Here is a 22,580-nt window from a genome sequence, read left to right as displayed (position 1 = left end):
TTATCTGACGAAGATGACGCGCGGCACGCGGGCGCGCCGCACCATGGCCTTGCCGCCGGCGTCCACGCTTTCCCAGGTGATGCGCTCGGACGTGTCCTCGTCGACCACCGTCTTGAACGACTCGCTGGCCAGCTGCAAATAGGTCACCAGCTCCGCCAGCCCATGCTGCAGCGGATATCGCTCGGCCAGTTCCCGCAGCGTGACCTGGGCCTGTTCCTGCAGCGCATGGCGCACGTTGCGCGCCAGCTGCGCCTTGTCGATCACGATCTGCGCGTACAGCGCGGCCGCGTCCACGTCCGCCTCGCCCGCCTCCAGTTCGATGTTGGCGATGACCGGTTTGATGGCGGGCGTGTGCAGCGGGCGCTCCATCGGCAGCTCGATCGCGGCGGCCGGTTCGGCGATCTCCATCAGCGTGCCCTGCGGCGGCGCCTCGCGCAGCGCCAGCGCCTTCGATTCGATACCGTGCAGTATTTCCATGATGCGGCGGTTTTCCAGCCAGGCTTGGTCGTCCAGGAAGCGGCGCAACTGCTGCGACAACTGCGCTACCGTGCGCTGGGTATGTTCGCCGGCCTCCAGCCAGTCGTAATGCACGCGCCGCGTGCGCGGGTCCGGCTTCAGCTCGGCCACAGGGGGCAGCGCCAGCACCCGTTCGAGCAGCACCGACAGCTCATCCTGCCGGCGGCTCGACATCAGGAAGTCCCAGAAGGCGCGGAAGCTGCGGCCCTGGTCGGAGTCGGCGATGGCGTCGCGCTCGCCCATGATTTGCTCCAGCAGCGCACCCTTGGCGCCGTCCCACAGCGCAATGCGCTCGCGCACGCGCCGGTCCAGCAGGCGGAAGTTGTGCTCCACCTCGCGGAAGTCGGTCAGCAGTTCGCGCGCGATCTGCGTAAACTGCTGGAAGCGCTCCTTCAGCGCAGTGTCGTCCAGCAGCGGCACGTCGCCGCCCATCACCTGCGCGATCTCGATATCGATCTCGTCGCGCCGCCGGCTCAGTTCCGCCACGCGCAGTGCGGGATCGGTCTCGCTGCCCTCGCTCATCTGCTTGAGCAGGTCGAACAGGGTCAGCAGACGCGACTCGGTGCCGACGAAGCTGCGCGCCGACAGCGTGGCGAGCCAGGCGATGGCTTTTTCTGTGGCGGGCGTCAGGTCGAACTGCGCCTCGTCCGAGCCCTGGCGGTAGAACTTGCGCAGCCAGCCCTTGTCGGTGGCGGCCCAGTCGTTCAGGTACTCCAGCGGCGCCTTGGGAAAGGAGTCCTGGCCCAAGCGCTCGCGCAGCGCGTACAACTCGTCGTTCAGCGCTTCGGCCAAGTCGGCCGCTGCCATCACGCGCGTATTCGGCGCGATGAATACGCGGTGCAGGAAACTGGCCACCAGCGGCGCGTGGTCCGAGCGCAGCAGGCGCCAGGCCGGATGGTGGACGCGCAGGGCATCCAGAGTGGCGAAATCGAGAGTCATACTGTCCGACGGTTGAGAGCGGCCGCCTGCGGCGTTGGCGCGGTGAAGGGGGGCAAAGTCGCCATGATACCGGAAGTGTGTCCGGCCCGGCCCCCCGAGTGCTGAGGACCTCGAAACTGTCGTTTCGCATCGGCGGACCGCCGCGCCGGCGGGAACCCATACTTCGCATGCTCAGAGGCGTGGTATGGATTCCCGCCGGCGCGGGAATGACAAATTGGCGGTGATTCGAGATACCCTCCAGTCTGCGCGGCGGTCCACCGATGCGGAATAACATGATTCGGAGCATGTTCAAGGTTCCGTGGCGTCCCCGCCTCCCGTGCCGCTATAATTTTGGATCTTTTCAGCTTCCGAGACTATTCGCCTTATGAGCTCGCCACACGACAACCGCGTCCGCATCGCGGAGCCCGCCGCCAAGGCCGCGCAATCGCGCGTCCGCAAGCAATTCAACACCCTGGTCAAGAAACTGGAGTCCGAGCGCGCGCGTCTGTCCGCCTGGCAAGCTTTCCTGCCCGAGCTGCACGGCATGGTGGAGCAGGAACTGCAGCCGCTGGAGCGCGCGGCCGATGCCAGCCGCAAACAATTAATGCTCTTGCTGGACCAGGCCCACGCCCACAAGCTGATGGGCAAGCGCGAAAAGGCCAAGCTGGAGGACCTGATCTGCATCCTGGCCGAGGTGGTGCTCGAACATGGCGACGATGCCGACGTCAGCGCCATCTACGAGCGCCACGGCGGGGACGCGTTCGATATGGACGAGACGGACGACGATCTGTTCAAGGACATGCTGGAAGACCTGATGGGCTCCCCGCTGGGCGACGACGTCGACCTCAATTCGCCGGACGCCGTGATGGCGGCCCTGCACGCCAGGATGGACGAGCAGGCGCGCGAGGAAGCGGCAGCGCGGGAAGCCGCCCAGGCAGCGGCGGAACAGGCACCCAAGAAGCCCAAATCCGCCAAGGCCAGCGCCCGCGAGCAGCGGCTCGAAGCCGAGGAAAAGCGCATGCAGCAGTCGGTGCGCGAGATCTATCGCAAGCTGGCCAGCGCCCTCCACCCGGACCGCGAGCCGGACGTCGCCGAGCGCGCGCGCAAGACCGGGCTGATGCAAAGAGTCAACGTCGCCTACGCCGCCAACGACCTGCTGGGCTTGCTGGAGCTGCAGCTGGAGGTCGAGCAGCTCGACCAGGCAGGCCTGGACCGGATGGACGATGCGCGCATCAAGCAGTTCAACAAGGTGCTGGCAGGCCAGGTCGCCGAGCTGGAGCGGGACAACGCCGACCTGGAGTTCGCGCTGATCATGGATTTTGAAATCGACGCCTACCAGCGCCCGACGCCGGAGAGCGTGCTGCGCCTGCTGCGCGAGGGCATGGAAACCTTGCGCGCGTCGAACCGCGCGATGGAGGAGGACATGGCGGCGTTCCAGGACATCAAGGCGCTCAAGGCCTGGCTCAAGACCTACCGCATCCAGCCGCGCGAGTCCGACTTCGACGACGTCTACTACTACTGAGCCAGGTACAGGCAAGCACATGAGCGAATACCAATACTACGAATTCGCGGCGGTAGACCAGCCGCTGAGCAAACAGCAGCAGGCCGAATTGCGCGCCTTGTCGTCGCGCGCGACGATTTCCGCCAGCGGCTTCCACAACGAATACCATTGGGGCGACCTGAAGGGCGATCCGCTCGACTGGATGAAGCAGTACTTCGACGCCCACGTCTACTCGGCCAACTGGGCCTCATGCCGCTTCATGCTGCGCTTGCCGAAAAAAGCATTCGACAAGTCCGTCGTCGCGGCCTTCACCGGCGATGCCTTCAGCGCCACCGCAACGGCCCAGCACTGGATACTGGACTGGTCGTTCGACGACGACAGCGGCGAGCTGGGACGCTTCTACACGCAGGAGGACGGCCCCGGCTGGCTGGCGCGCCTGCTGCCGCTGCGCGACGAACTGCTGCGCGGCGACACGCGGCCGCTGTACCTGGGCTGGCTGGCGCGGCTGTGCGGTTGCGAGCTGGACGACGAGGACGAGGAACCGCCGCTGCCGGCCGGCCTGCGCCAGTTGTCGCAGGCGCAGGCCGCGCTGGCCGAATTCCTGGAACTCGATCCCGACTTGCTGGCCGTCGCGGCCGCCGCCAGCGCGGACCTGCCCGCGTCCCGAGACATCGAGCGCAGCGCCAAGGACTGGGCCGAGCAGATGCCGGTGGCCGAGCTGCGCGCGGCCATGGCGCAGCTAGTGGCGGGGCAGGGCCGCGACGTCGAGCGCATCATGCGCGCCCGTCACATGGCTTGGCAGAGCAGCCAGACGTCTATGGGCGGCTCGGCTGCGCCAGCGCGCACCGTGGCGCAAATCGAGGAAGGCCGGGGCGCTGCCGAGCAGCTGCGGCTGGCGCGCGAACGCGAACAGGAAGCGGCCCGTCTGGCGCGGCAGCAAGCCGAACACGCCAAGCACTTGGCCAAGGTGGCGCTGCGCGCCGACGCGATCTGGTGCGAGATCGACCAGACACTAAAGGATGGCAACGGCGCGGCCTACGGCAAAGCGTTCACCGCCGTCAGCGAACTGGCACAGGCGTTGGAAACAGCGGGGCGCCGCGATGAATTCCGGCGCGGCTTGGTGCGGCTGCTGTCAACCCATGGCGGCCGGCCCGCTTGGGTAGCGCGTCTGGCCAAGGCTGGACTGATGTAAGGTCAGCGGCTTCCCGTCATTCCCGCGCAGGCGGGAATCCATGCTACGCCTCTGAGCGTGCGACGTATGGGTTCCCGCCTGCGCGGCGGTCCGCCGATGCGGAACGACAGGTATTTCGAGGCACCCGATAGTCAGTATGGGTTCCGTATCGACGGACCGCCGCTTGCGCGAGGGCGACGGCCCGGCAAGATTGCATTCACGCATCTTATTGCCAAAGATCAATACCCCTCTGCGCGGCCCATGCCACCATCGTCGAACCTTCAAGCGAGGACACGACCATGGAAAAACTGCTGCCGTATTTCGAGCGGGAACTGGGCATGCTGCGCCGCGCCAGCCAGGAGTTCGCCGAGCGCTATCCCAAGCTGGCCGGCGACTTGATGCTGAGCGGCGAAGTGTGCGCCGACCCGCACGTGGAAAGGCTGATCCAGTCAGTCGCCCTGCTCAACGCGCGCTCGGCCATGCGCCTCGACAACGACTACGCCGGCTTCACCGAAGCCCTGCTCGGCACCCTCTACCCGCACTACCTGCGCCCGATTCCCGCCTGTTCCATCGCCCGCGTCGATAACGGCCCCGCACCCGCCACCGTTGTCACCGTCCCGCGCGGCACGGTTTTGAAATCGCCAGACGGCACGGCGGTGCTTTGCAAATTCCGCACCGCCTACGAGGTGGCCGTGGCCCCGGTCCGGATCAGCGCCGCGCGCTTCGAATCCCACATCAACGCGCCGCCGTCGCTGCGCCTGCCGGCCGACGTCACCGCCTCCATCAACATCACCATCGCGCATACCGCCGGCACCGGCAGCCTGGCCGAACTGGGGCTGCCCGCGCTGCGCGTCTTCATCGACGGCGAGGCCTCGCTACGTGCCGCGCTGCGCGACACGCTGTTCATGCGCATCGGCTGCGCCTGTGTCGAAGCCGAAGGGCAATGGCGCATGCTGGACAAGGTGCCTCTGCGTTCCGTCGGCTTCCACGACAGCGACGCGCTGCTGCCCTTCAGCCCCGCCGAACAGCCGGCCTACCGCCTGCTCAGCGAATACTTCAGCTTCCCCGAAAAGTTCGATTTTTTCGACATCGACCTGCAACAGATACTGCAGCATACCGCGCCAGGCTGCGCCAGCTTCACGCTGCACCTCGCCCTGAACGGCGTGCGCGCCGACTCCAACGCCTGCAGCACCCTGCGCGCGCTCGCACGCAACAACCTGCTGCTGTTCTGCACCCCCGTCATCAATCTGTTCCGCCACATCGCCACACCGATCGCCATCACGCACGCGCAAAGCAGCTACCCGCTGATGCCGGACGCGATGCCGGCGAACGCCAGCGAAATCTACAGCATCGACTCGGTCCGCCTGCTGCAGCATGCCGGCCGCAAGGACAGCATCGCGACCGAATTCGTCCCTTACTACGCGCTGCGCCACGGCGAATCGCCCAGCCGCAAAGGGCACTACTGGATAGCGCGGCGCGACGAGGAACTGGCCGCCGGTAACAGCGCGCACGAATATTCGCTAACCCTGGTCGACCGTGACTTCGACCCGCTCACGGCGGAGACGGGCACCGCCTCCATAGCCATCACCTGCACCAACCGCGACCTGCCGCATGAATTGAAGGGCGGCCCGCACGGCAGCGAGCTGGCCGCCGAAAGCGCCGCCATCGGCCTGCCGATACGGCTGCTGCGCAAGCCCACCGTCACGCAGCGCATGGCGTCCGGACGCGGCGCGCAATGGGGGCTGATATCGCACCTGTCGCTCAACCACCGCAAGCTGACGCAGGAAGGCCTTGCCGCCTTCACCGCCATGCTGCGCCTGTACGTCCTCCCCGACAGCCCCGTCTCGCAGCGCCAGATCGACGGCGTCACCGGCCTCTCGCACAGGCTGGGCACCGCGTGGCTACGGCGCGGCAATGGCAGGGCCCTCCTGAGCGGCGTCGAGATCGTGGTCATGCTAGACGAAGAAGCCTACGCCGGCACCGGCATCCACCTCTTCATCGAGTTGCTGGACAACTTCCTCGGCCTGTACGTCCACATGAACAGCTACACCCAGCTCACCGTCCTCTCTCACGCCACCGGAAAGGAGTTGCTGCGATGCGCGATACGAAACGGCAGCCTGCCGCTAGCCTGATAGACCAGTTGCTGGCCGAGCCACAGCGCTTCGAATTTTTCCAGGCGGTGCGCTTGCTCGAACAATGGCTGCGCGAATCGCCTCAGGATCCGCCGCTGAAGCTGCGCTTCCGCAACCGCCTGTCGCTGGCCTTCCCGCCGGGCGAGATCGCCGCACTCGAAGTGACGCTGGGCGAAATAGCCCTCACGCCCGCTTTCATGGGGCTGCTGGGCAGCACCGGCGCGATGCCGCTCCACTACACCGAGCGCATGGCCGCCTACGAACAGAGCGAAGACGACGGCGGCCCGCGCGCCTTCTTCGACATGCTCTCGCACCGCTCGCTCGCCATGTTCTGCCAAGCCTGGGCCACCCATCGCCCCGAATGCATGCGGAGCAGCGACGCGGACGGGGGCGACGGCTTCCTCGCCAGGCTGCTGTCGCTGTCCGGCGCCCAGTCCGCGCCGGACGGCATCATCGACAGGGAAACTTTCGCGCGCTACGCCATCCAGGCGCGCGGCCGCACCGTGTCCCCGGCAACCATGGGCGGCATGCTGAGCGACTACTTCGGCGTGCCCTTCCAGGTCGAAGCGCTGGTCGGCATCTGGGAAAAAGTGTCGGAAGCGCAGCAGGCGCAACTCGGCGCGGCCACTTGCAGCCTGGACGAAGGCATGCTGCTCGGCGATTGCGTGTACCGCTGCGACACGCGCGCCCGTATCCGCATCGGCCCCCTCGACAAGGCCGGTCTGGAGCGCTTCCTGCCGGGCAGCGAAGGCGCCGCCGCGCTGGAAGCGGTACTCGGCATGTACTGCATGGTCGGCATGACATTCGAAGTGCGGCTGGCGCTGTGCGCTGAGGACGTTCGAGCCTTCAGCATGAACCATGCGGAAACAACCGGCGGCGCCCGCCTTGGCATCGATGCCTTCCTGCTCGACGGCCCATCACCGTGCGACCGCGACGACCTTAATTATGTGATGACCCCTTAACACTTGCCCGGGAGCCCCTGTGGAAAGCGACTTTCTAGATTTTCTGGTCCAGCCCAAGGATCTGAACACCGCCAACCGCCCGCTGCGGCTGCGCCTCGACTGCTCGACGCAACTGTCCGACGACATGCTGCTGCCGCAACGCGTGTACGGCAGCGAAAGCATCTGCGGCGGGCTCGAATACCGCATCCTGTGCGTCTCCGCGCGCGCCCAACTGCCCTTGAAGGAATTCATCGGCCTGCCCGCCGCTCTGGACATCGTCACAGACACCGGCGGCCTGCGCAGCGTGTGCGGCATCGTTACCGAGATCGCCGCCGGCGACAGCGACGGCGGCCTGGCCAGCTACCAACTGGTGCTGCGCGACATTCTCTCGCTGATGGAGAAGCGCATCAACACGCGCGTGTTCCGCGACATGAACGAGGTGGAAATCGTCCACGCCATCCTGGACGAATGGCGGCTCGGCAACCGCGTGGTGCCCAACTGCTTCAAGCGCGAACTGGCCGCCTTCTTCGATACCTATACCTATCCCCGGCGCGAATTCACCATGCAGCACAACGAGTCCGACGCCGCCCTCATCCGCCGCCTGCTCAAGCGGCGCGGCATCGCCTGGTTCTTCCGCGCCGAGCATGGCCAAGGCACCCTGCACCACACCATGGTGCTGATGAACCGTACCGAGGGCCTGTGCGAAAACGCCGCCGGCACCGTGCGCTACCACCGCGACAGCCCCACCGAGGAGCGCGACAGCATCACCTCCTGGAGCGCGGTGCGCACGCTGCAGCCGGGCAGCACCGCTACCTACAGCTGGGACTACCGCAACCCGCAGGGCGCATCCTTCATGTATGTCACCGCGCAGGGCGGGGCAGACCAGCGCAGCATCGGACGCTGGATGGCCGACATCATGGACGACTACCAGGTGCTGCCGCCGCACGCCGGCGACGACTGCGAAGACCTGCTCAAGCTCGGCCAGCTGCGCATGCAGCGCCACGACTACGAATCCAAATGCTTCCACGGCGAAGGCAGCGTGCGCGACCTGTGCGTGGGCGAATACTTCAAGCTGGAAGGGCATCCCGAAATCGACAGCCACCCGATGGCCGACCGCGACTTCGCCGTGACTGCGCTGCAGGTGACCGCGCAGAACAACCTGCCCAAAGCGCTGGCCGCACGCGTCGAACGCCTGTTCGCCCGCAACCGCTGGATGCGCGCGCAGTCGAATGACGCCCAGTTGCAGGCCGAGCTGGCCGGCCATGTGGCGGACGGCCCGTCTCGCATGCACATCCAGTTCACCGCCGTGCGGCGCGGCATCCCCATCGTTCCCGCCTACGACCCGCGCACCGACTTGCCGCAACCGCAGATGCAAAGCGCGATTGTGGTCGGCCCGGACAACGAGGAAGTCTATTGCGACCAGCTGGGCCGCGTGAAGATCCGCTTTCCCGGCACGCGCCATAAGGACCATGAACAGGGCGGGGGCGCATCCAACGCCCTGGACGACTCCGCCTGGGTGCGCGTCGCCTCCAACTGGGCCGGCAACGGGCCTGGACACCAGACCCAATGCGGCACGATAGGCCTGCCGCGCATCGGCACCGAAGTGCTGGTCGCCTTCCTGGGCGGCGACCCGGACAAGCCGGTGATCGTGGGACAACTGTACAACCAGCAGGGCATGCCGCCGGCGTTGAGCACCGCGGACGGCCTGCCGGGCAATAAGCACTTGTCGGGGATCAAGAGCCGTGAAGTTCGAGGTGGACGCGCCAATCAGCTGCGCTTTGACGACACCAATGGCCAGATCAGCGTGCAACTGGCGAGCGACCATGGCAGGAGCGAGCTCAATCTCGGCTACCTGACGCAACCGAAAGAAGATGGCTACGGCAAGCCGCGCGGCGAAGGGGCTGAGTTGAATAGTGACGAACAGATCGCGTTGCGGGCCGCGAAAGGCATGTTGCTGTCCGCCTGGCAGCAAGTCGGCGGTGTCAACAAGCAGATGGCCCGCGAGCAGTTTTTGGAACTGATGACCGATTGTGCGGATCTGGCCAAGGCTCTGGGCGACTTCGCGGGCGAGCATCAGGGCAAACCGGTCGAAAACAAGGCTCAAGACGAACTGCTCGACGACTTCAAGTCGTGGGAATCCGGCAGTAATACCGACCCCAAAGGCAGCAAAGGCGGAGCACCGGCGATTGCGATGACGGCACCCGCCGGTCTCAGCTTCGTTACACCGAAGGCTGTCGTCAGCTATGCAGGCACCAGCTTGAACACGGTAGCGCAGCAGAACCTGCAAATGACAGCAGGCCAGCGCGTCAATCTCAACGCGGGAAAGGGCATATCGCTTTTCGCCCACAGCGACGGTATCAACCTTATCGCGCATAAGGGCAAGTTGCTCCTGCAAAGCCAGCATGACGAGACTGAACTTAACGCTGCCAAGGATGTGAAGTTCACCGCCAGCGAGGGCAAGATCATCGGCATGGCGAAGGAGATCGTTCTGATCGCCGAAGACGGCTCGTTCATCAAGATAGGCGGCGGCATCACGCTAGGCACAAAGGGCACCATTACACATCACGGCGCCGCCTTTCCGTTCAAGGGAGCATCGACGATGACCGCCGCACTGCCAACGTTCGAGGAAGGTAAAGCCGACCTCAAATTCGAGGCGCGCTACTACGCTCAGACGGACGGCGGGATACCTGCTCCGGATATGGACATCGGGACCAGCGCAAGCGACGGAACCGAGCGTGACGAAAAGACTGACGCCAGCGGAAAGACCACCTTGCTGGAAAGCCAAGCGATGCACGTTGCCACTGTCAAGGTCATTCGGAACAAGAAAAGCTAAGCACTTGGAAAGGGAACTGGAAATGGGAATTTACAAGAAGGTGCCTTACGAAGTGGGCAGTGCCAGTGGCGTGTACGCTCCCAAACGCCTGAAAGACAAAGTGGTTCCGCTTCGCCACAACGTTCCCGGCAATATCATCATCGTCCACGGCGTCAACGATGTCGGTACCGCGTACGCGGCAGTTGAAGGCGGATTGTGCGAGGGGCTGACTGCCCGCCTGAGCGGCGATTTGAAAGCCGCCAGCTACCGCTTGCCAACGGATGCGGACAACAAAAAAGTGGAAGCGGACCCCGACGCTGTCTTCTACAAGCGCACGATCACGGACGGCACGCACAGCCCGGTAATTCCCTTTTATTGGGGCTTCCGGGAATTGAAGGGCCATGTCACCTCCAACACCAAACTTGCGCGCGGACAGTTCCTGGACCGGCATGGCAACCGTCTGGACAAGGACTACTCGAAGGGCGGCGGGCCATTCGCGAACGCCACCAGCACCTTGCCTGATATGTGGAACCGAGGAAAGTGGGGGGTGTTCCGCTTGCTGGACATCGCCCAGAAAGATGCGACGCATCCGGTACTGAACAACCCGGGCCGCATGTACATGATCCTGGCGGCGCAGCGTTTGGCGGCTTTGATCTGCATGATCCGCGACTATGACGAGAATGAAACGGTTTCCATCGTTGCGCATAGCCAGGGCTGTTTGGTCAGTCTCCTTGCGCAGGCATTCCTGCTTGATCCTAAGATTAAAGCTGTCCAGCCGAACGCTAGGCCTGCTGACACGCTGATTCTGAACAATCCACCATATAGCCTCATTGAAGACATTCCTGCGGCCGTGTCCGTCGTGGATGGTTACGCCGATGACGATCCGCTGATGAAAGGGCGTTACGACAGCATCGACGGCAACCAGACACTCAACGCCCGCCTCACGACGCTATCGAAGATAACCAAGGGCATCTGGTCGCGTAGGCATGCGCAGCCGCCACTGGAAGAGCTTACCGACGTTGGCAAGCACTACGGCGCGGTCGGCAAGGCATGGAAGGCAGCGGATGACCGCGACAACAGGGGCAAGGTGTATTTGTATTTTGGCCCGGAGGACATGACAGTCTCCTTGGCCAATGTGCAGGGGATAGGATGGCAGGGCGTGCCGATGTATCAGCGCGGGACGCGCACCGACCAGAAAAAGGTCGGCGGTGTCACGCGCGACTGGGCGACCGATATCCGGCGCAAGCCGTTGGGGGAGCTGGGGGAGGGGTTTCGTCAGCGCGTGTTCACGCGGAAGCGACGACCGGACCCCAAGTCGGGCGCGTACGTGCAGATTGGCGCGGCCGACAGCCCCTATTACTTCATGTTGCGCCAGCCCGGCGAGGACGATCAGTCCCATACAGCCGTGAGCGATTCATACCTCAGTAAACACGCTGTGCGCGGCCATCTGGCGGGCAAGAAGGACAGCCCCGAAGGCGCCGATGTGGACGAGAAAATCAGCCATGGCGTGCGGCTCATCAACGGTGAGCGGCTCAAACAGCCGGTACTCGCCAGTCTCCTGGAAGGAGCTTTCGCCGATGCGCAAGGGCGTGCCGGCGGCAGCGAAGCTGTCGATCAAATCGACGCGGCCATCGCGATAACCAGCGAGTATGGTTTGTACAACATGTGGCTGCTTGTCCCCTACGCTTTTCCCGAGGCGGAAGCGGGCAAGTTGCAGCTCTCCGAGAGTCCCAGGCCAGAACTCCATACTGGCAGGGTAGGGCACGCGGCGGACCTGAAAGGCAGGGTCCAGGCCTTCCTGAACAAGGACAAGGCAGCGGGTGCGTGCTGCGAAGTGCTGGAAGCCTACGTTTGCATGGACAACGGCTTTACGCCGCTACCGCGTAGCGCCGCCAAGGTGATCGTCAAGCGTACCGAAACGCCGGATGAAGCGCGGTTGCGCTGGCACCTGACCAAAGTGCCTCGTTCCTTCCACGGCGCCATTTTCGGCGGCAAGGAGAACCACCGCAACGTGACGGCGTACGACGTCGCCATTGGCGGCGGCAAGGCGTCCAGCGATCCCAATTTCTACAGGTACTTGTGCACGGTGGCGGATTGGCGGTTGCAGAAACGGCCGGAGATGGAGCGGCCGGGAATCTTGCAGTGGACCAAATTTAGACAGGACTATTCGAACTATTTTTCTGACGAGCCTAAATGGAGATCCGACCTGATATTTGGGAATTGTGACTACTACTCGTCTGGGGTTCTTCCTGCGAACTTGCCGGTCCTGCCCGAAGGGCTACCGGCAGACGTATTGTCCGAACTGAAGAGCTAACGCGAACTTAGGGGGAAATAATGTCGAAAACAATGTTGGCCTTTTTGATTTTTCTGGGAATTTTTGTCTTTTGTTCCTTTAAGATTTACGCAAATACGCATTCCAGAGAGCCCGAAAAACACTTGCGTTTATCTGCGCCGAAGCAACCGAAAGGGCCCAATATGCCAGGTGGAAAAGAGTACGTACTGGAGGTGATCGGCCTTGGCGTGACACTGGACAGGTATCGCCAGAAGGCACTCTGGGAAGCGTTGCTGGATGGTAATGTCTACACGACTATACGTGAGATGGACCCTCGGAAATATCCATGGCTGAGCAGGGATTACGATGGGCTATCCGGAGGGCGCGCGGGCGCAAGTTTAGAGAATGGTGCTTTCGAATCACCTCAGTATTGGGGAACTCCGGTGTTCAACGCTGAGCCTTTGTCTCATAACCCTGATTATGCGGATAGCCCTGAATCCCCCCAGGGAGGATTGGCAGGAGGTTCAGGCCACGGCATGATCACGCATCTGTTCGTCATTGCTCATCGGGAATTGAGCGAGAGGCCGGACCGGATTGTGGAAAAGGTGTTTTCTTTCTTCGATAAGAACCCTGACGTGCCCTATGTGGTCCTCACTTCTGAAGATAGCACTACAACCCGGACGGATTACTCGGCGTTGCAGGAAAGCAGCTTACAGAAGGATGGCTACCATGTGCCCGACATGCCGGATGCGTCGGCGCTGTTTATCTTGGCCAGGCGAGAGCGCGTTGACGCAATGCGACCCTTTGTGTTCGAGGATGTCAGCGATGGAAAAAATGTTGAGTTCCAAAATCAGTATGGAATCGCCAGGCGCTTATACCTCACCTATTTGGAATTGGAAAAATCGGTTCCCCAACGTAAGGACAGCATCGGCCGTCAGCCTACCAGCACAGAATGGCTGGCAGAGGCGGAAAAATTCGCCAATCGTCCCGGGATTCGCGGCACTGGCGAAATCAGCTTCCTCGATGCCACATCCCTGTGGAAACATCATCCGCCGCGCGACTGGAAGCCGACGCCTTGGTTCCCTGTCCCCTGGAACACAGACCAGCTCGAACGCTTCGATGCGCTGCCGTCGCTTGGCTTTATCCACCGTCCCGTCTTCGTCAAGATGACCGACGACGAAGGAAAAACATTGAAGCGCCAAGCCGACCGCGAGGCCGCACTGCACGCCGGCTGGCAGGAAGCGTCGCAAACATTGCCGCAAGCCGAGCGCGCTGCGGGCCCAGCCCGTGTCATCGTCTCCACCGCCAACAACCACAAACAACTGATCACCTTCCACGGCTTGCTGCGGCAGATCGAGGCAGATGGCGGCCCGGAGATCGACCCATCGAAGTCCAACCAATTCATCGACACCGATCGACGCCTCGGCAATACCGGCGCGGCGACGTTCTTCATGCAGATGGCCATTGGCGTGATGGGCAGCTATCAGGAAGGCGGCGCCAGCGCTGCGTTCAACCTGCGCGATCCGAACGAAGCCAGCATCATCCTCGTCACGCCGCCATCCGAAGAGAGACGCAAGGCCCAGCACCATTCGATCGGCCTGAAGATTCTGGACAACACGACTATGCCGCAGATCGATCCCAAGAATTACGGAGAACCAGTGCTGAAGTAAGGAGAAAAACATGCGCAAAGTAATCTGTGTCGGCGACTCAACCTCGCACGGCGGAAAAGTCATCAGCAGCAGCGCGTCGCACTTCACCGTCAATGGCAAACCGGTGGTCTGTCTCGGCGACAAATGCACTTGCCCGATCAAGGGCCATGGCGGCGTCTGCACCATCATCCAAGGTGATGCCGAGCACACGATAGACGGCGTTCCCGTTGCATACGAAGGCCACAAAACCAGCTGCGGCGCATCGCTCATGGCAAGCGGCGATATGCTTCAGAAAGGGAAATAAGGCCAACTTATCTTGGCGGGCATGCTGCTAAAATGGACCAAGCAAGACGTCTCTTGACGTCAGCCCTTTTCGATGACTGGCTACCGAATCTACTTCGCGCAGCAAGGTAAGGAGATCGTAATATTGTTGGCTGGCGGTGACAAATCATCTCAAGCCGCCGACATTAAACGAGCGCGGCAATTATTGCGAGGCATACGAGCATGACGATCCAACTTTCAGAATGGGACGGCGCCAAGTACCTGCAGACCCGTGAGGACGTTGCCTTGTACTTGGCAGCCTGTTTCGCAGAGGGCGGTAACGATGCCTCCTTTCTTGCTCAAGCGTTGAGCGATATCGCCCGCTCAGCGGGCCTGGCCCAACTGGCGCGCGAGACCGGCCGTGATGCAGACGGCCTGGCGCAATCGCTCGTCCACGGCGGTCGCCCCAGCTTCGGGGGCGTTCTGGAACTGATCCACGCCCTGGGCCTTCAGCTCCGCCTCAAACCGACAGCCGCATAGCTGTTCATCGCAGGCGACAGCGACCCCTTCCTCGCTGCCTGTGCCTTGCCCCCTCCGCTCGACATTTGCTCCACATCAAATTGCCGTTGTGCACTCCTGCCTAGAATGCAGATTCCCTCTCCGGCGAGACGGCAGCCCCCGCGCCTGGAGCTGCCCGGCCCGCCTCACATTCAGGCCCGCCACCATGCCCAAAAACCGCGCCAAGTCCCAAGCCGAGCCCGCCCAGGCCCGCCAGCAATTCGAGACCCTGCTCGCCAAGCTCCCCGCTGCCCGCGCCGACTACGCCGCCTGGGAAGCCATTGCCGCCCGCCTGCGCCACCTGGCTAAAACCAAGCTCGGCCCATTATCCGAGCAGTTCTGCGCCCACACCCGCGAACTGATCCTGGTGTTCGAGGAAGGCCACAGCCACCCGTCCCTCAACAAGGACGAGCGCGCCATGATCGCGGAGACGATCTGCATGCTCGCCGACGGCTACCTGCTCAAGCACGACGACAGCGACGTCGCGCAGCTGTACCAGCGCCACAGCGGCCGCCACCACGCCGAAGTGCGCGCCGAACGGCACGCCGCGATGGATAAAATGCTCGCCGATGCCGTCGGCGGCGAACCCCACCCCGACCTCGTGCCAGAGACCGAACAGGTGCTGCAAAAAGCCGCCAACGCCATGCGCGCCAAGCTCGTCGCCGCCATCCGCACACTGCCGTCCGAACAGCAGCCCGACCTGCTGGAGCTGGCCGACGTCGCCTGCGTCAACCAGGACGTGCTCGCCCTCATGGCGCTCGAGATCGAGCTCGAGCATCTGCAGCAGCCCGGCGCCGCGCACCTCGACTACGAGCAGCTCCAGCACCACATCATGGTGCTGGACGACTATCTCGCCGACCTCGAGTTCGACACCGTCGGCATCCAGTTCTCGCTGATCGTGCAACTGAGCCTGCCCGGCAACGGCCAACTGACCGAGCACATCGGCCGACAAAGCCTGCACCAGCAGCAGTTCCTGATGGAGCGGCAAATGGAGCACATCGCCTGCGACGTGGTCGACCTGCGCGACATCGCCGAGCTCAAAGCCTGGCTCAAGGAAAAGCAGCAGTACGCCGAACGCCAAGGGCCCGTCTATCAATAATGGACCCGCCCACCGACGACTACGACACGCCCTGGAAGACCGCAGTGATGCGCTACTTCCGTGAATTCATGGCGTTCTACTTCCCGCAAGTGCATGACGCCATCGACTGGCGGCTGGGCTATAGTTTCCTCGACCAGGAGCTGGCGCAGCTCGTCCACGACGCCCGCCTCGGCCGGCGTCGGCTCGACAAACTGGTCCAGGTGAGCAGCAACGAGGGCGATGCCAAGCTGCTGTACATACACCTCGAAATCCAGCGCAGCCGTGAGAAGGACTTCGCCAAACGCATCTTCACCTATCACTACCGGCTCTACGACCGCTTCGATTGCCCGATCACGACCCTGGTGGTCCTGGCAGACCCGCACGCCGGCTGGCGGCCGGACTGGTTCGGATACGCGGAGTTCGGCTGTGAGATCGGTTTCCACTTCCCCACCGTCAAACTGATGGATTATTGGCCCAGGCTGGAGCGCCTGCTGCAGCAGGAAAACGCGTTCGCGCTCCTGACCGCTGCTCACCTGATGACGCTGCACACGCGCGGCCAGCACAGGCGGCGCTTCGAATTCAAGACACGGCTGATCGACTTGCTATATGCGCGGAATTGGGACGCGCAGCGCATCTTCGATTTGTTTGATGTACTAGACTGGATGATGACGATCCCTCCCGGCCTGCAAGACGAACTCGCCGCGCGGATCGACGAACTGAACAGGAGCAGGGAAATGCCATTTGAAAATCTTATGATGCGCGTGGCCAAAGACGCTGCGCGCAAAGAGGGCCTGGAAGAAGGGCGCCGGAAAGTCCTTCGCAGGCAGCTCCAGTTGCGCTTTGGCCCTCTTCCGGAGAGTGTCGAGCAACGCGTAGACCGGGCAGAGCCCGGCGAATTAACTGCATGGGAGGAAAGGATTCTGCAAGCCGCTACCTTGGATGATGTGATAGGCGCGGGTTGAGCTGCTGTTTGGCAACTGCTGAGCGAAAGACTCCGCGGCTTGACATCTACCTCTTCGCCGTCCCACTTGCCATAGCCGCGCTCCTCGCCTCGTAATACTGCCCGGCCATCGAATCGGGTGCCGCAGGCAGCGCGGCCATGTCCAGTAGCCGGTCGATGCGGGGGCCATAATGCGGATCGGCGCTTTGTTTGACCAGCGCCAGGTTCAAGGCGGTGTAGACCGGCACCCATGCCTCGCCGCCGGGCCCGCTCCGGCGCACCGCCAGCTCCGGGTTGAACTGATACAGTCCCGTGGCCAGGCGCTTGAACAGGCGCCGGTTGTAGGCGTAGTCGCGGTCCACCTCGTTGCGCGACAGCAGACCGGACAGGAAGGCGCGTTTGCGCCGTTCCGGCGCCAGCACGGCGGCCGGCAGCTTTTCGTAGGCGTCCAGCAGCATGGCCGCGTCGAAGGCGCCGCGATCGCTGTCGTCGGCGCTGGCGTAGCACGCCTTGAACAGGGTCCACATGGTTTGAAACAGCAAGTACTCGGACTGGTGCCGCTCGATGCGCAGCAGGCGTGATCCGGCCCGTACGTCGACGAAGGCCGGCGCCACCAGCTGGAACACGGCCGGGAAGGACTTTATCGCATAGGCGCTGTCGCGCAGCGCAGTCGCCATGGCCCAGTGCAGCGCGTTGCGGCCCAGATGGTCGACCGCAGCCGTGTCCGCGCCGCGTTCCAGCAGCGCCTCGATCAGGGCCACGTTGCCGGCAGCGGCGGCCGCCATCAGCGGCGTCTGGTTCATCGGCGTGCGGTGCTCCACGCCGTGCTTGTCGCACTGGCGCAGGATGTCCTTGAAATGGTGGGCGAAGTAGGGCATGTAAGGCCGGCGGCCCTGTGTGGCGCCGACCTTGTCGAACTGCTGCGCCGGCGCGTGGCCGGCGTAGCCCAGGAAGGCCGCCAGCATGGGCTCGTCGAAACAGGTGGCGTAGTCGTACAGCTGCGCCTTGTGCTTGCTGCCCGGCGCGGCGTCGATGAAGACCTTGGCCAGCGTTTCGCGCAGCCGCGCCTCGTCGAACACCGGCCACGGCACCGGCGCGGTCTGCAAAATCATGCGCTCGATGGCCTCGGCCTGCTCCTGCTTGCCCTGGAGCGCAAGCTTGCGCGCCTCCTTCTGCCAGTCCTCCAGGCTGGAGGCGGCCGCGTCTACCTTGGCGGCGGAGGAGGACGGCGCGATGTCGAGCAGGCGCAGCAGCGGATGCCCGGTGTCCGACTCCAGCAGGTAAACGTTGCGCACGGCCCTGGTCAGCGCCACGTACAGCGCGTTGACGTAGAACTTGTAGATTTCCAGCGATTTGTCGGCCTTGTCCTTGGCGCGGCCGTAGTGCAGCTCGTCGCCGGCCAAGTCGGCTGCCGCCACGCCGTCGGCAATCTCCGCGAACTGGGCGCGCTGGCCGGACACGAAGCGGAACAGCACAATGCTCTCGTATTCCAGCCCCTTGGCCTCGTGCACCGAGAAGATCAGCGGCGTATCGAACTGCTGCCTGGCGTCGGCCTTGTCCTCGTCGCGCAGCACCAGCACCGCGCAGCGGGTGGAGCGGCGCGTCTGCGCGTTCAGTTCGCGTCGTGCCGCGTCGCTGTCGGCCAGCAGGGTAACCGCGCCGGCGTCCGGGCTGACCGCGTCGACCAGGAAATTGCTTTCGCGGTCGATCGAGCCGAAGCGGCGGTGCTTGACCTTGAGCAGCGCGTTGGCCACCCGCGTGACTTGGCTGCCATTGCGGAAATTGGCGCGCAGCACCTGCAACTGCTGTTGCTCGGCCAGCCCGGGATCGCGCCAGAACAGGCTCTTGATCGCGCCCCAGGAAAAGAAGTTCGGATGCACGATCTGGTTGGAATCGCCGCACAGCAGGAACTGGCCGGGCTTCTTCAGCGTGCGCAGCACCAGCGCCAGTTGCGCCACAGTCAGGTCCTGCACCTCATCGACCACCACGAAGTCGTAGCGCACCGCCGCCTGCGCGCGCCAGTCGTGCGCGACGAGGTTCAAGTCGTACAGGCCGGCCTCGCCCAGCCAAGCGCGGTATTTGTCGAACAGCTGGTACAAGGCCTCGCGCTCCTGCGGCGCGAAAATGGACTGGCGCGCACCGAGTTGCAAATACTGTTCGCGCGTGAGCACGCCGGCCGCGTCCGCCGCCAGCACGCCGCGGATTTCCTCGAAGGCCTGGTGGGCGTCGATCTGCTTGAATTGCTGGCGCATGCGCGCGAACCAGGCCGCGAAATCGCGCCAGGTGGCCTCGCGCCCGGCCGGAATCTGGATCGATTCCACGAATTCGCGGTAGGACAGGAAGGTCGCGTCTTGGCCGTCGCGCTCGAAGCCGTGCGCGTAGTACAGGTCGCGCGCGGCCTGGGCCAGGTAGGCCGAATGCGTTACGTACAGCACCTCGCCCTGCACCTGCTTCATCTTCTCCAGCGTCAACGCGGTCTTGCCGCTGCCGGCGCTGCCGACGATGATCAGCGGCGCCGGCTGCAAGTAGACGGCGTGCTGTGCGTCGTCGAAGGAGATGGCCTTGTCCAGCCAGTGCACGCGGCGGCGTTCGCGGTGCAAGTAGCGCACAGGCTCGGCCTGCGCGGCCGCCTCGGCCGCCTCCACGGCGGGAATCTTGTCGTCGTCGATGTCGGCGCCGCGCAGGAAGCGCGACTTGCTGTAGGCGTGCTGCTCGATCACTTCCAGCAGCAGCGCATAGACTTCGCCCTGGTAGCGGATGGTGGCGAACAGCAGGCGGTCCGCATAGTCCAGTTTGGCGCGGTAGAACTTGCCGTGCGCCAGGTTGCTCAGCTTCTTCACGTCGGCCGAGCGGAAATCGTCGCGTTCGATGGCCTGCCGCACTTTGTCGTAGTGCGCGCGGTTGCGGGGCGGGACGAATTCGGCGTATTCCAGGATTTTCATGGCGGCGTGTGGCTAAGGAGAGGCGATATCTTAGCCGAGTTCTATCGGAGCCGGAGCGCTTGCCTGGGCTTGGCTGGCAGTTGGCCAGTGCAAGCAGCTTGGGCCGTACAGGAAATTGCCAGATTTTAAAATGTGCTATAAATGCAACTTGCAAACTTTCTGCAATGCATACAGGAGCATCTTTGAACAGGCCCCTCATCATATTAGGCGACAAGACCAGCCACGGAGGCACGGTCATCGGCGCCGATCTCACCGTTGACATCAACGGCAAATATGTCGCGCGTGTGGGAGACATGACGGTGTGCCCCAAGTGCAAAGGAACTTTCCCCATCACCTCCGGCCCCGGCGACCTGGTGGACAGCGGCGGCAACGGCTACGCGCGTCACATGGACTCGACTGCTTGCGGTGCAAAACTGATCTCAGGCCAAGCGACGACGACCTGGTCGGACAAATCATCAACCGGCGATCCGGTCGCCGAAGACAAGACCGAAGCCTTGGCCGCCGCGTCCTCGATCGCGGCCAGCACGACGTCGGGCATATGCCTGGACTGCTTGCTCAAGGCCGCCGCCGCCGGCAGCACGGCTGTGGTGCGCGAGTGAGCGCGTCGATCGATGTGGTGGAACGGCTCGCGCAACTGCACCAGAGCATGCCCGCCCTGAGGTTATACGCGTTGGTGGACGGTGCGCAGTACCGCTCCCAACTCGGCGAAACCTTGGCTGGCCAAGATGGTTTCCATTCCTTGTTCGCCGGGACGCCGGACGCTGCCTTGGCCCATGCGGGCCCATGGTTGATCGATGCCGAGCGCGTTGGCGGCAAGCTGGTCGATACTCTCGCAGTACTGGAACAAGCGGCGCCAGCCGTTACCTGGCTGATCGCGCCGCAAGATCTTGCTGGCCTGGCGCAGTTGCTTCAACTGAAGCTCGATACCGAATTGCCGGACGGGCGTACCGCGTTGCTGCGCTTCTGGGACCCGCGTGTGCTGTTCAATTTGGCCGAGTTGCTCGAACCCGGCCAGCGTGTAACGTTTTTCGCACACATACACGAATGGCATCTGCTCCACAAAGGCCAGCGCACATGGATAGGGAAGCCGCTTGCTCAAGCTCAGTGAAGCGCAATGGGACGAGCTGCAGTCGCGCGAAGCGGGCCAGTTCGTCGCCGCCGTGTGCGATCAGTTCCTCTCCAAGCGGCCCGACATGCTGGACCGTCCCGGCCGCGCGGCAGTGCAAGACCGCATGCAGGCCGCGCACGACTACGCGGCACGCATCGGCTTCACCTCCACGCCGCACATCGTGCGACTGATGTACCTGGCGGCAGATGCGCCAGGCATACACGACGATCCGCTGGTCGATGCCTACCTGCGCAAGCCCGGCGCCACGCCGGAACAAAGGCTGGACGATCTGCTTGCGGTGATGAACAAGAAACTTGAAAGGGCGTACTGATGGCAGCGCTTGCAATTCCCCCGCTAGAAGCGGTCGCGGCACGTGCGCTAGTCGCCTTGGGTGTCGGCGCTGCAGCCGGCGCTGCGGACGAGGCGGCGCGCAAGCGCCAGAAAGAAGCCGACCAAGCCAGGTCCACACCGATCGCGCGCACGGAGGCACAGACCAAGACCAAGGAGAAATGCAAAGACTGTGCACCGGACAAAGGAATGCCATACTTGCGCAACACTGCGGGCTGGTCGGATGACTCCATCACCTACCAGATGCGTATCGCGCAGATGCCTCCCGCCCCGGCTGGTTTCCTAACTGAATGGAATTTCGGGGGCGTGAAATTCGACGGCTTCAATTCCGCACAATGTTTGCTCAAAGAGGCCAAAGCGCGCTATGACCAATTCTTCGATGAATGGGGTAGATTTAAGTATCGCTTCCAAGACGATATTTTTGCGAAAATGACTGCGGAGGCGGTGTCTCAGAACAACGCTGCCGTTCCGAAACCACCGACACAGCTGCAATGGCATTTTATGGAGCCGACCTCATATCGGTACATGTCGAAGGTCTTATCACGAGCAACCCCTGAAATCGAAGTGCTTTACAGACCATGAAGAAAAGACCCTACATCAGCCACGACCTGGAAATTCGATTTTGTGGCGACGTTATCGGAAACTCATCCATCAAATTCCAGATGGACTGCATTTTTGAGTTGCTTCGCGAGACGGCTTCGCTTGATCCGCTACTTCGTCCTGCCCAGTGGTTGATTGCCACCGGAGAGAAAGATTCGTCATACCTTTATCAGGCATTTGATGACAACGGGCCTACCACTGCCGCGCTCGCGGTTATCGGCGAGGCCAACAAAGAAAACACAGCGCTGCAGCGCTTCTCGCTGTGGAATGGCGAGGAAGATCACACAAAGGGTGCCTCGATCACTTGCCTTTTCAACAGGCAGGATGGGCGGTCATCCAGTCTGACTTTCGGCATGGACTCCGAACCGGATGGATTCAGGCTGGAAAACTCCGCCAACGGAGTAAAACTGCTTGTGGAGGCGGCGCAACTCTACAAGCCACTCTACTGTTCCATTAGCCCGGGGCAATATGATGCAGTTTTCCCGGATCGTCCTGGTGTTGGCTGGATGCTCTATCTGCCCCGGCTTTTGACCATCCAGCAGGTGCCGGAGGCCCGTGCGCTTGTGCCCGTAATGGGCAAGGCCGAGAAAGGTAAAGAAAAACAGATCGGCACGATCATTGTCAGCATCACCGACGCGCCGTTCTCGGACGAGAACCCCGAGCATGTCAAGATCGCCAACGCCATTGAAATCCGCTTGGTCGATCAGGATTTGCTGCCCCGCTACGCGGACCTCTGACCGGCAGCGCGGGCCGGAGCCAAGCCCCCCTACGCTAAGCCGATTTCTGCCGCGCCAGGTCGTGTGCGTGCAAGTGCGCGCCCACGCGGCCGGGGA

At 63.1% G+C, this 22,580-nt stretch carries 18 protein-coding genes; 16 read left to right on the top strand and 2 right to left on the bottom strand.

The genetic code is table 11. The annotated features are described in order from the left end of the window. Positions 1-1,455 carry a DUF3375 domain-containing protein gene (locus ACSQ8Y_RS23150; RefSeq protein ID WP_436268758.1) on the bottom strand — a complete coding sequence of 485 codons (1,455 nt, stop codon included), beginning with the start codon at positions 1,453-1,455 and terminating at the stop codon, positions 1-3. Positions 1,456-1,819: 364 nt separating this feature from the next. On the opposite strand from ACSQ8Y_RS23150, the gene ACSQ8Y_RS23145 reads away from it, so the two are divergent. The 11 genes from ACSQ8Y_RS23145 (at position 1,820) to ACSQ8Y_RS23095 (ending at position 16,771) form a co-directional block, all read left to right on the top strand. Continuing rightward, complete coding sequence (locus ACSQ8Y_RS23145; RefSeq protein WP_436268757.1) at positions 1,820-2,956, top strand: J domain-containing protein; 1,137 nt, start codon at positions 1,820-1,822, stop codon at positions 2,954-2,956. Between the two features lie 19 nt (positions 2,957-2,975). Further along, complete coding sequence (locus tag ACSQ8Y_RS23140; RefSeq protein ID WP_436268756.1) at positions 2,976-4,127, top strand: hypothetical protein; 1,152 nt, start codon at positions 2,976-2,978, stop codon at positions 4,125-4,127. Between the two features lie 278 nt (positions 4,128-4,405). Next, on the top strand, positions 4,406-6,238 hold the full coding sequence (gene tssF, locus ACSQ8Y_RS23135) for a type VI secretion system baseplate subunit TssF (protein ID WP_436268755.1): 1,833 nt from the start codon (positions 4,406-4,408) through the stop codon (positions 6,236-6,238). Continuing rightward, on the top strand, positions 6,202-7,200 hold the full coding sequence (gene tssG, locus ACSQ8Y_RS23130) for a type VI secretion system baseplate subunit TssG (RefSeq protein ID WP_436268754.1): 999 nt from the start codon (positions 6,202-6,204) through the stop codon (positions 7,198-7,200). Before tssF ends, tssG begins: the two co-directional genes overlap by 37 nt. Positions 7,201-7,219: 19 nt before the next feature. Next, complete coding sequence (locus tag ACSQ8Y_RS23125) at positions 7,220-10,012, top strand: type VI secretion system Vgr family protein (RefSeq protein ID WP_436268753.1); 2,793 nt, start codon at positions 7,220-7,222, stop codon at positions 10,010-10,012. A gap of 4 nt (positions 10,013-10,016) precedes the next feature. Continuing rightward, entirely contained in the window at positions 10,017-12,305 is a 2,289-nt protein-coding gene (locus ACSQ8Y_RS23120) for a T6SS effector phospholipase Tle3 domain-containing protein (RefSeq protein WP_436268752.1), read from the top strand. Positions 12,306-12,325: 20 nt separating this feature from the next. Beyond that, positions 12,326-13,933: a type VI lipase adapter Tla3 domain-containing protein gene (locus tag ACSQ8Y_RS23115; protein ID WP_436268751.1), complete on the top strand. Its 1,608-nt coding sequence runs from the start codon at positions 12,326-12,328 to the stop codon at positions 13,931-13,933. Positions 13,934-13,943: 10 nt separating this feature from the next. Next, a complete protein-coding gene (locus ACSQ8Y_RS23110) occupies positions 13,944-14,216 on the top strand; it encodes a PAAR domain-containing protein (RefSeq protein WP_436268750.1) in 273 nt (90 codons plus the stop codon). Positions 14,217-14,416: 200 nt separating this feature from the next. Continuing rightward, positions 14,417-14,713, top strand: coding sequence for an addiction module antidote protein (locus ACSQ8Y_RS23105; RefSeq protein ID WP_436268749.1), 297 nt, complete (start codon positions 14,417-14,419; stop codon positions 14,711-14,713). A gap of 184 nt (positions 14,714-14,897) precedes the next feature. Beyond that, entirely contained in the window at positions 14,898-15,830 is a 933-nt protein-coding gene (locus ACSQ8Y_RS23100) for a hypothetical protein (RefSeq protein ID WP_436268748.1), read from the top strand. After that, a complete protein-coding gene (locus tag ACSQ8Y_RS23095) occupies positions 15,830-16,771 on the top strand; it encodes a DUF4351 domain-containing protein (RefSeq protein WP_436268747.1) in 942 nt (313 codons plus the stop codon). Before ACSQ8Y_RS23100 ends, ACSQ8Y_RS23095 begins: the two co-directional genes overlap by 1 nt. Positions 16,772-16,817: 46 nt before the next feature. Here ACSQ8Y_RS23095 and ACSQ8Y_RS23090 read toward each other — a convergent pair whose 3' ends face one another. After that, on the bottom strand, positions 16,818-19,691 hold the full coding sequence (locus tag ACSQ8Y_RS23090) for an AAA family ATPase (protein ID WP_436268746.1): 2,874 nt from the start codon (positions 19,689-19,691) through the stop codon (positions 16,818-16,820). A 182-nt stretch (positions 19,692-19,873) separates the two neighbouring features. Here ACSQ8Y_RS23090 and ACSQ8Y_RS23085 point away from each other — a divergent pair, with 182 nt between their 5' ends. The 5 genes from ACSQ8Y_RS23085 to ACSQ8Y_RS23065 are packed head-to-tail and all read left to right on the top strand — an operon-like array spanning position 19,874 to position 22,484. Next, positions 19,874-20,290 (top strand): PAAR domain-containing protein, encoded by a 417-nt coding sequence (locus ACSQ8Y_RS23085; protein WP_436268745.1) that lies wholly within the window; start codon positions 19,874-19,876, stop codon positions 20,288-20,290. Beyond that, complete coding sequence (locus ACSQ8Y_RS23080) at positions 20,287-20,799, top strand: DUF4123 domain-containing protein (protein ID WP_436268744.1); 513 nt, start codon at positions 20,287-20,289, stop codon at positions 20,797-20,799. The genes ACSQ8Y_RS23085 and ACSQ8Y_RS23080 overlap by 4 nt, the downstream gene beginning before the upstream one ends. Further along, positions 20,783-21,130, top strand: a complete 348-nt coding sequence (locus ACSQ8Y_RS23075; protein WP_436268743.1) for a hypothetical protein — start codon at positions 20,783-20,785, stop codon at positions 21,128-21,130. Before ACSQ8Y_RS23080 ends, ACSQ8Y_RS23075 begins: the two co-directional genes overlap by 17 nt. After that, entirely contained in the window at positions 21,130-21,729 is a 600-nt protein-coding gene (locus ACSQ8Y_RS23070) for a Tox-REase-5 domain-containing protein (RefSeq protein ID WP_436268742.1), read from the top strand. The genes ACSQ8Y_RS23075 and ACSQ8Y_RS23070 overlap by 1 nt, the downstream gene beginning before the upstream one ends. After that, positions 21,726-22,484 carry an immunity 52 family protein gene (locus ACSQ8Y_RS23065; protein ID WP_436268741.1) on the top strand — a complete coding sequence of 253 codons (759 nt, stop codon included), beginning with the start codon at positions 21,726-21,728 and terminating at the stop codon, positions 22,482-22,484. Before ACSQ8Y_RS23070 ends, ACSQ8Y_RS23065 begins: the two co-directional genes overlap by 4 nt. The last annotated feature ends 96 nt before the right edge of the window (positions 22,485-22,580 follow it).

This window comes from Pseudoduganella sp. LjRoot289, assembly GCF_964252925.1.
Taxonomy (GTDB): Bacteria; Pseudomonadota; Gammaproteobacteria; order Burkholderiales; family Burkholderiaceae_D; genus Rugamonas.
This window is presented reverse-complemented; position numbering and strand designations above follow the sequence as displayed.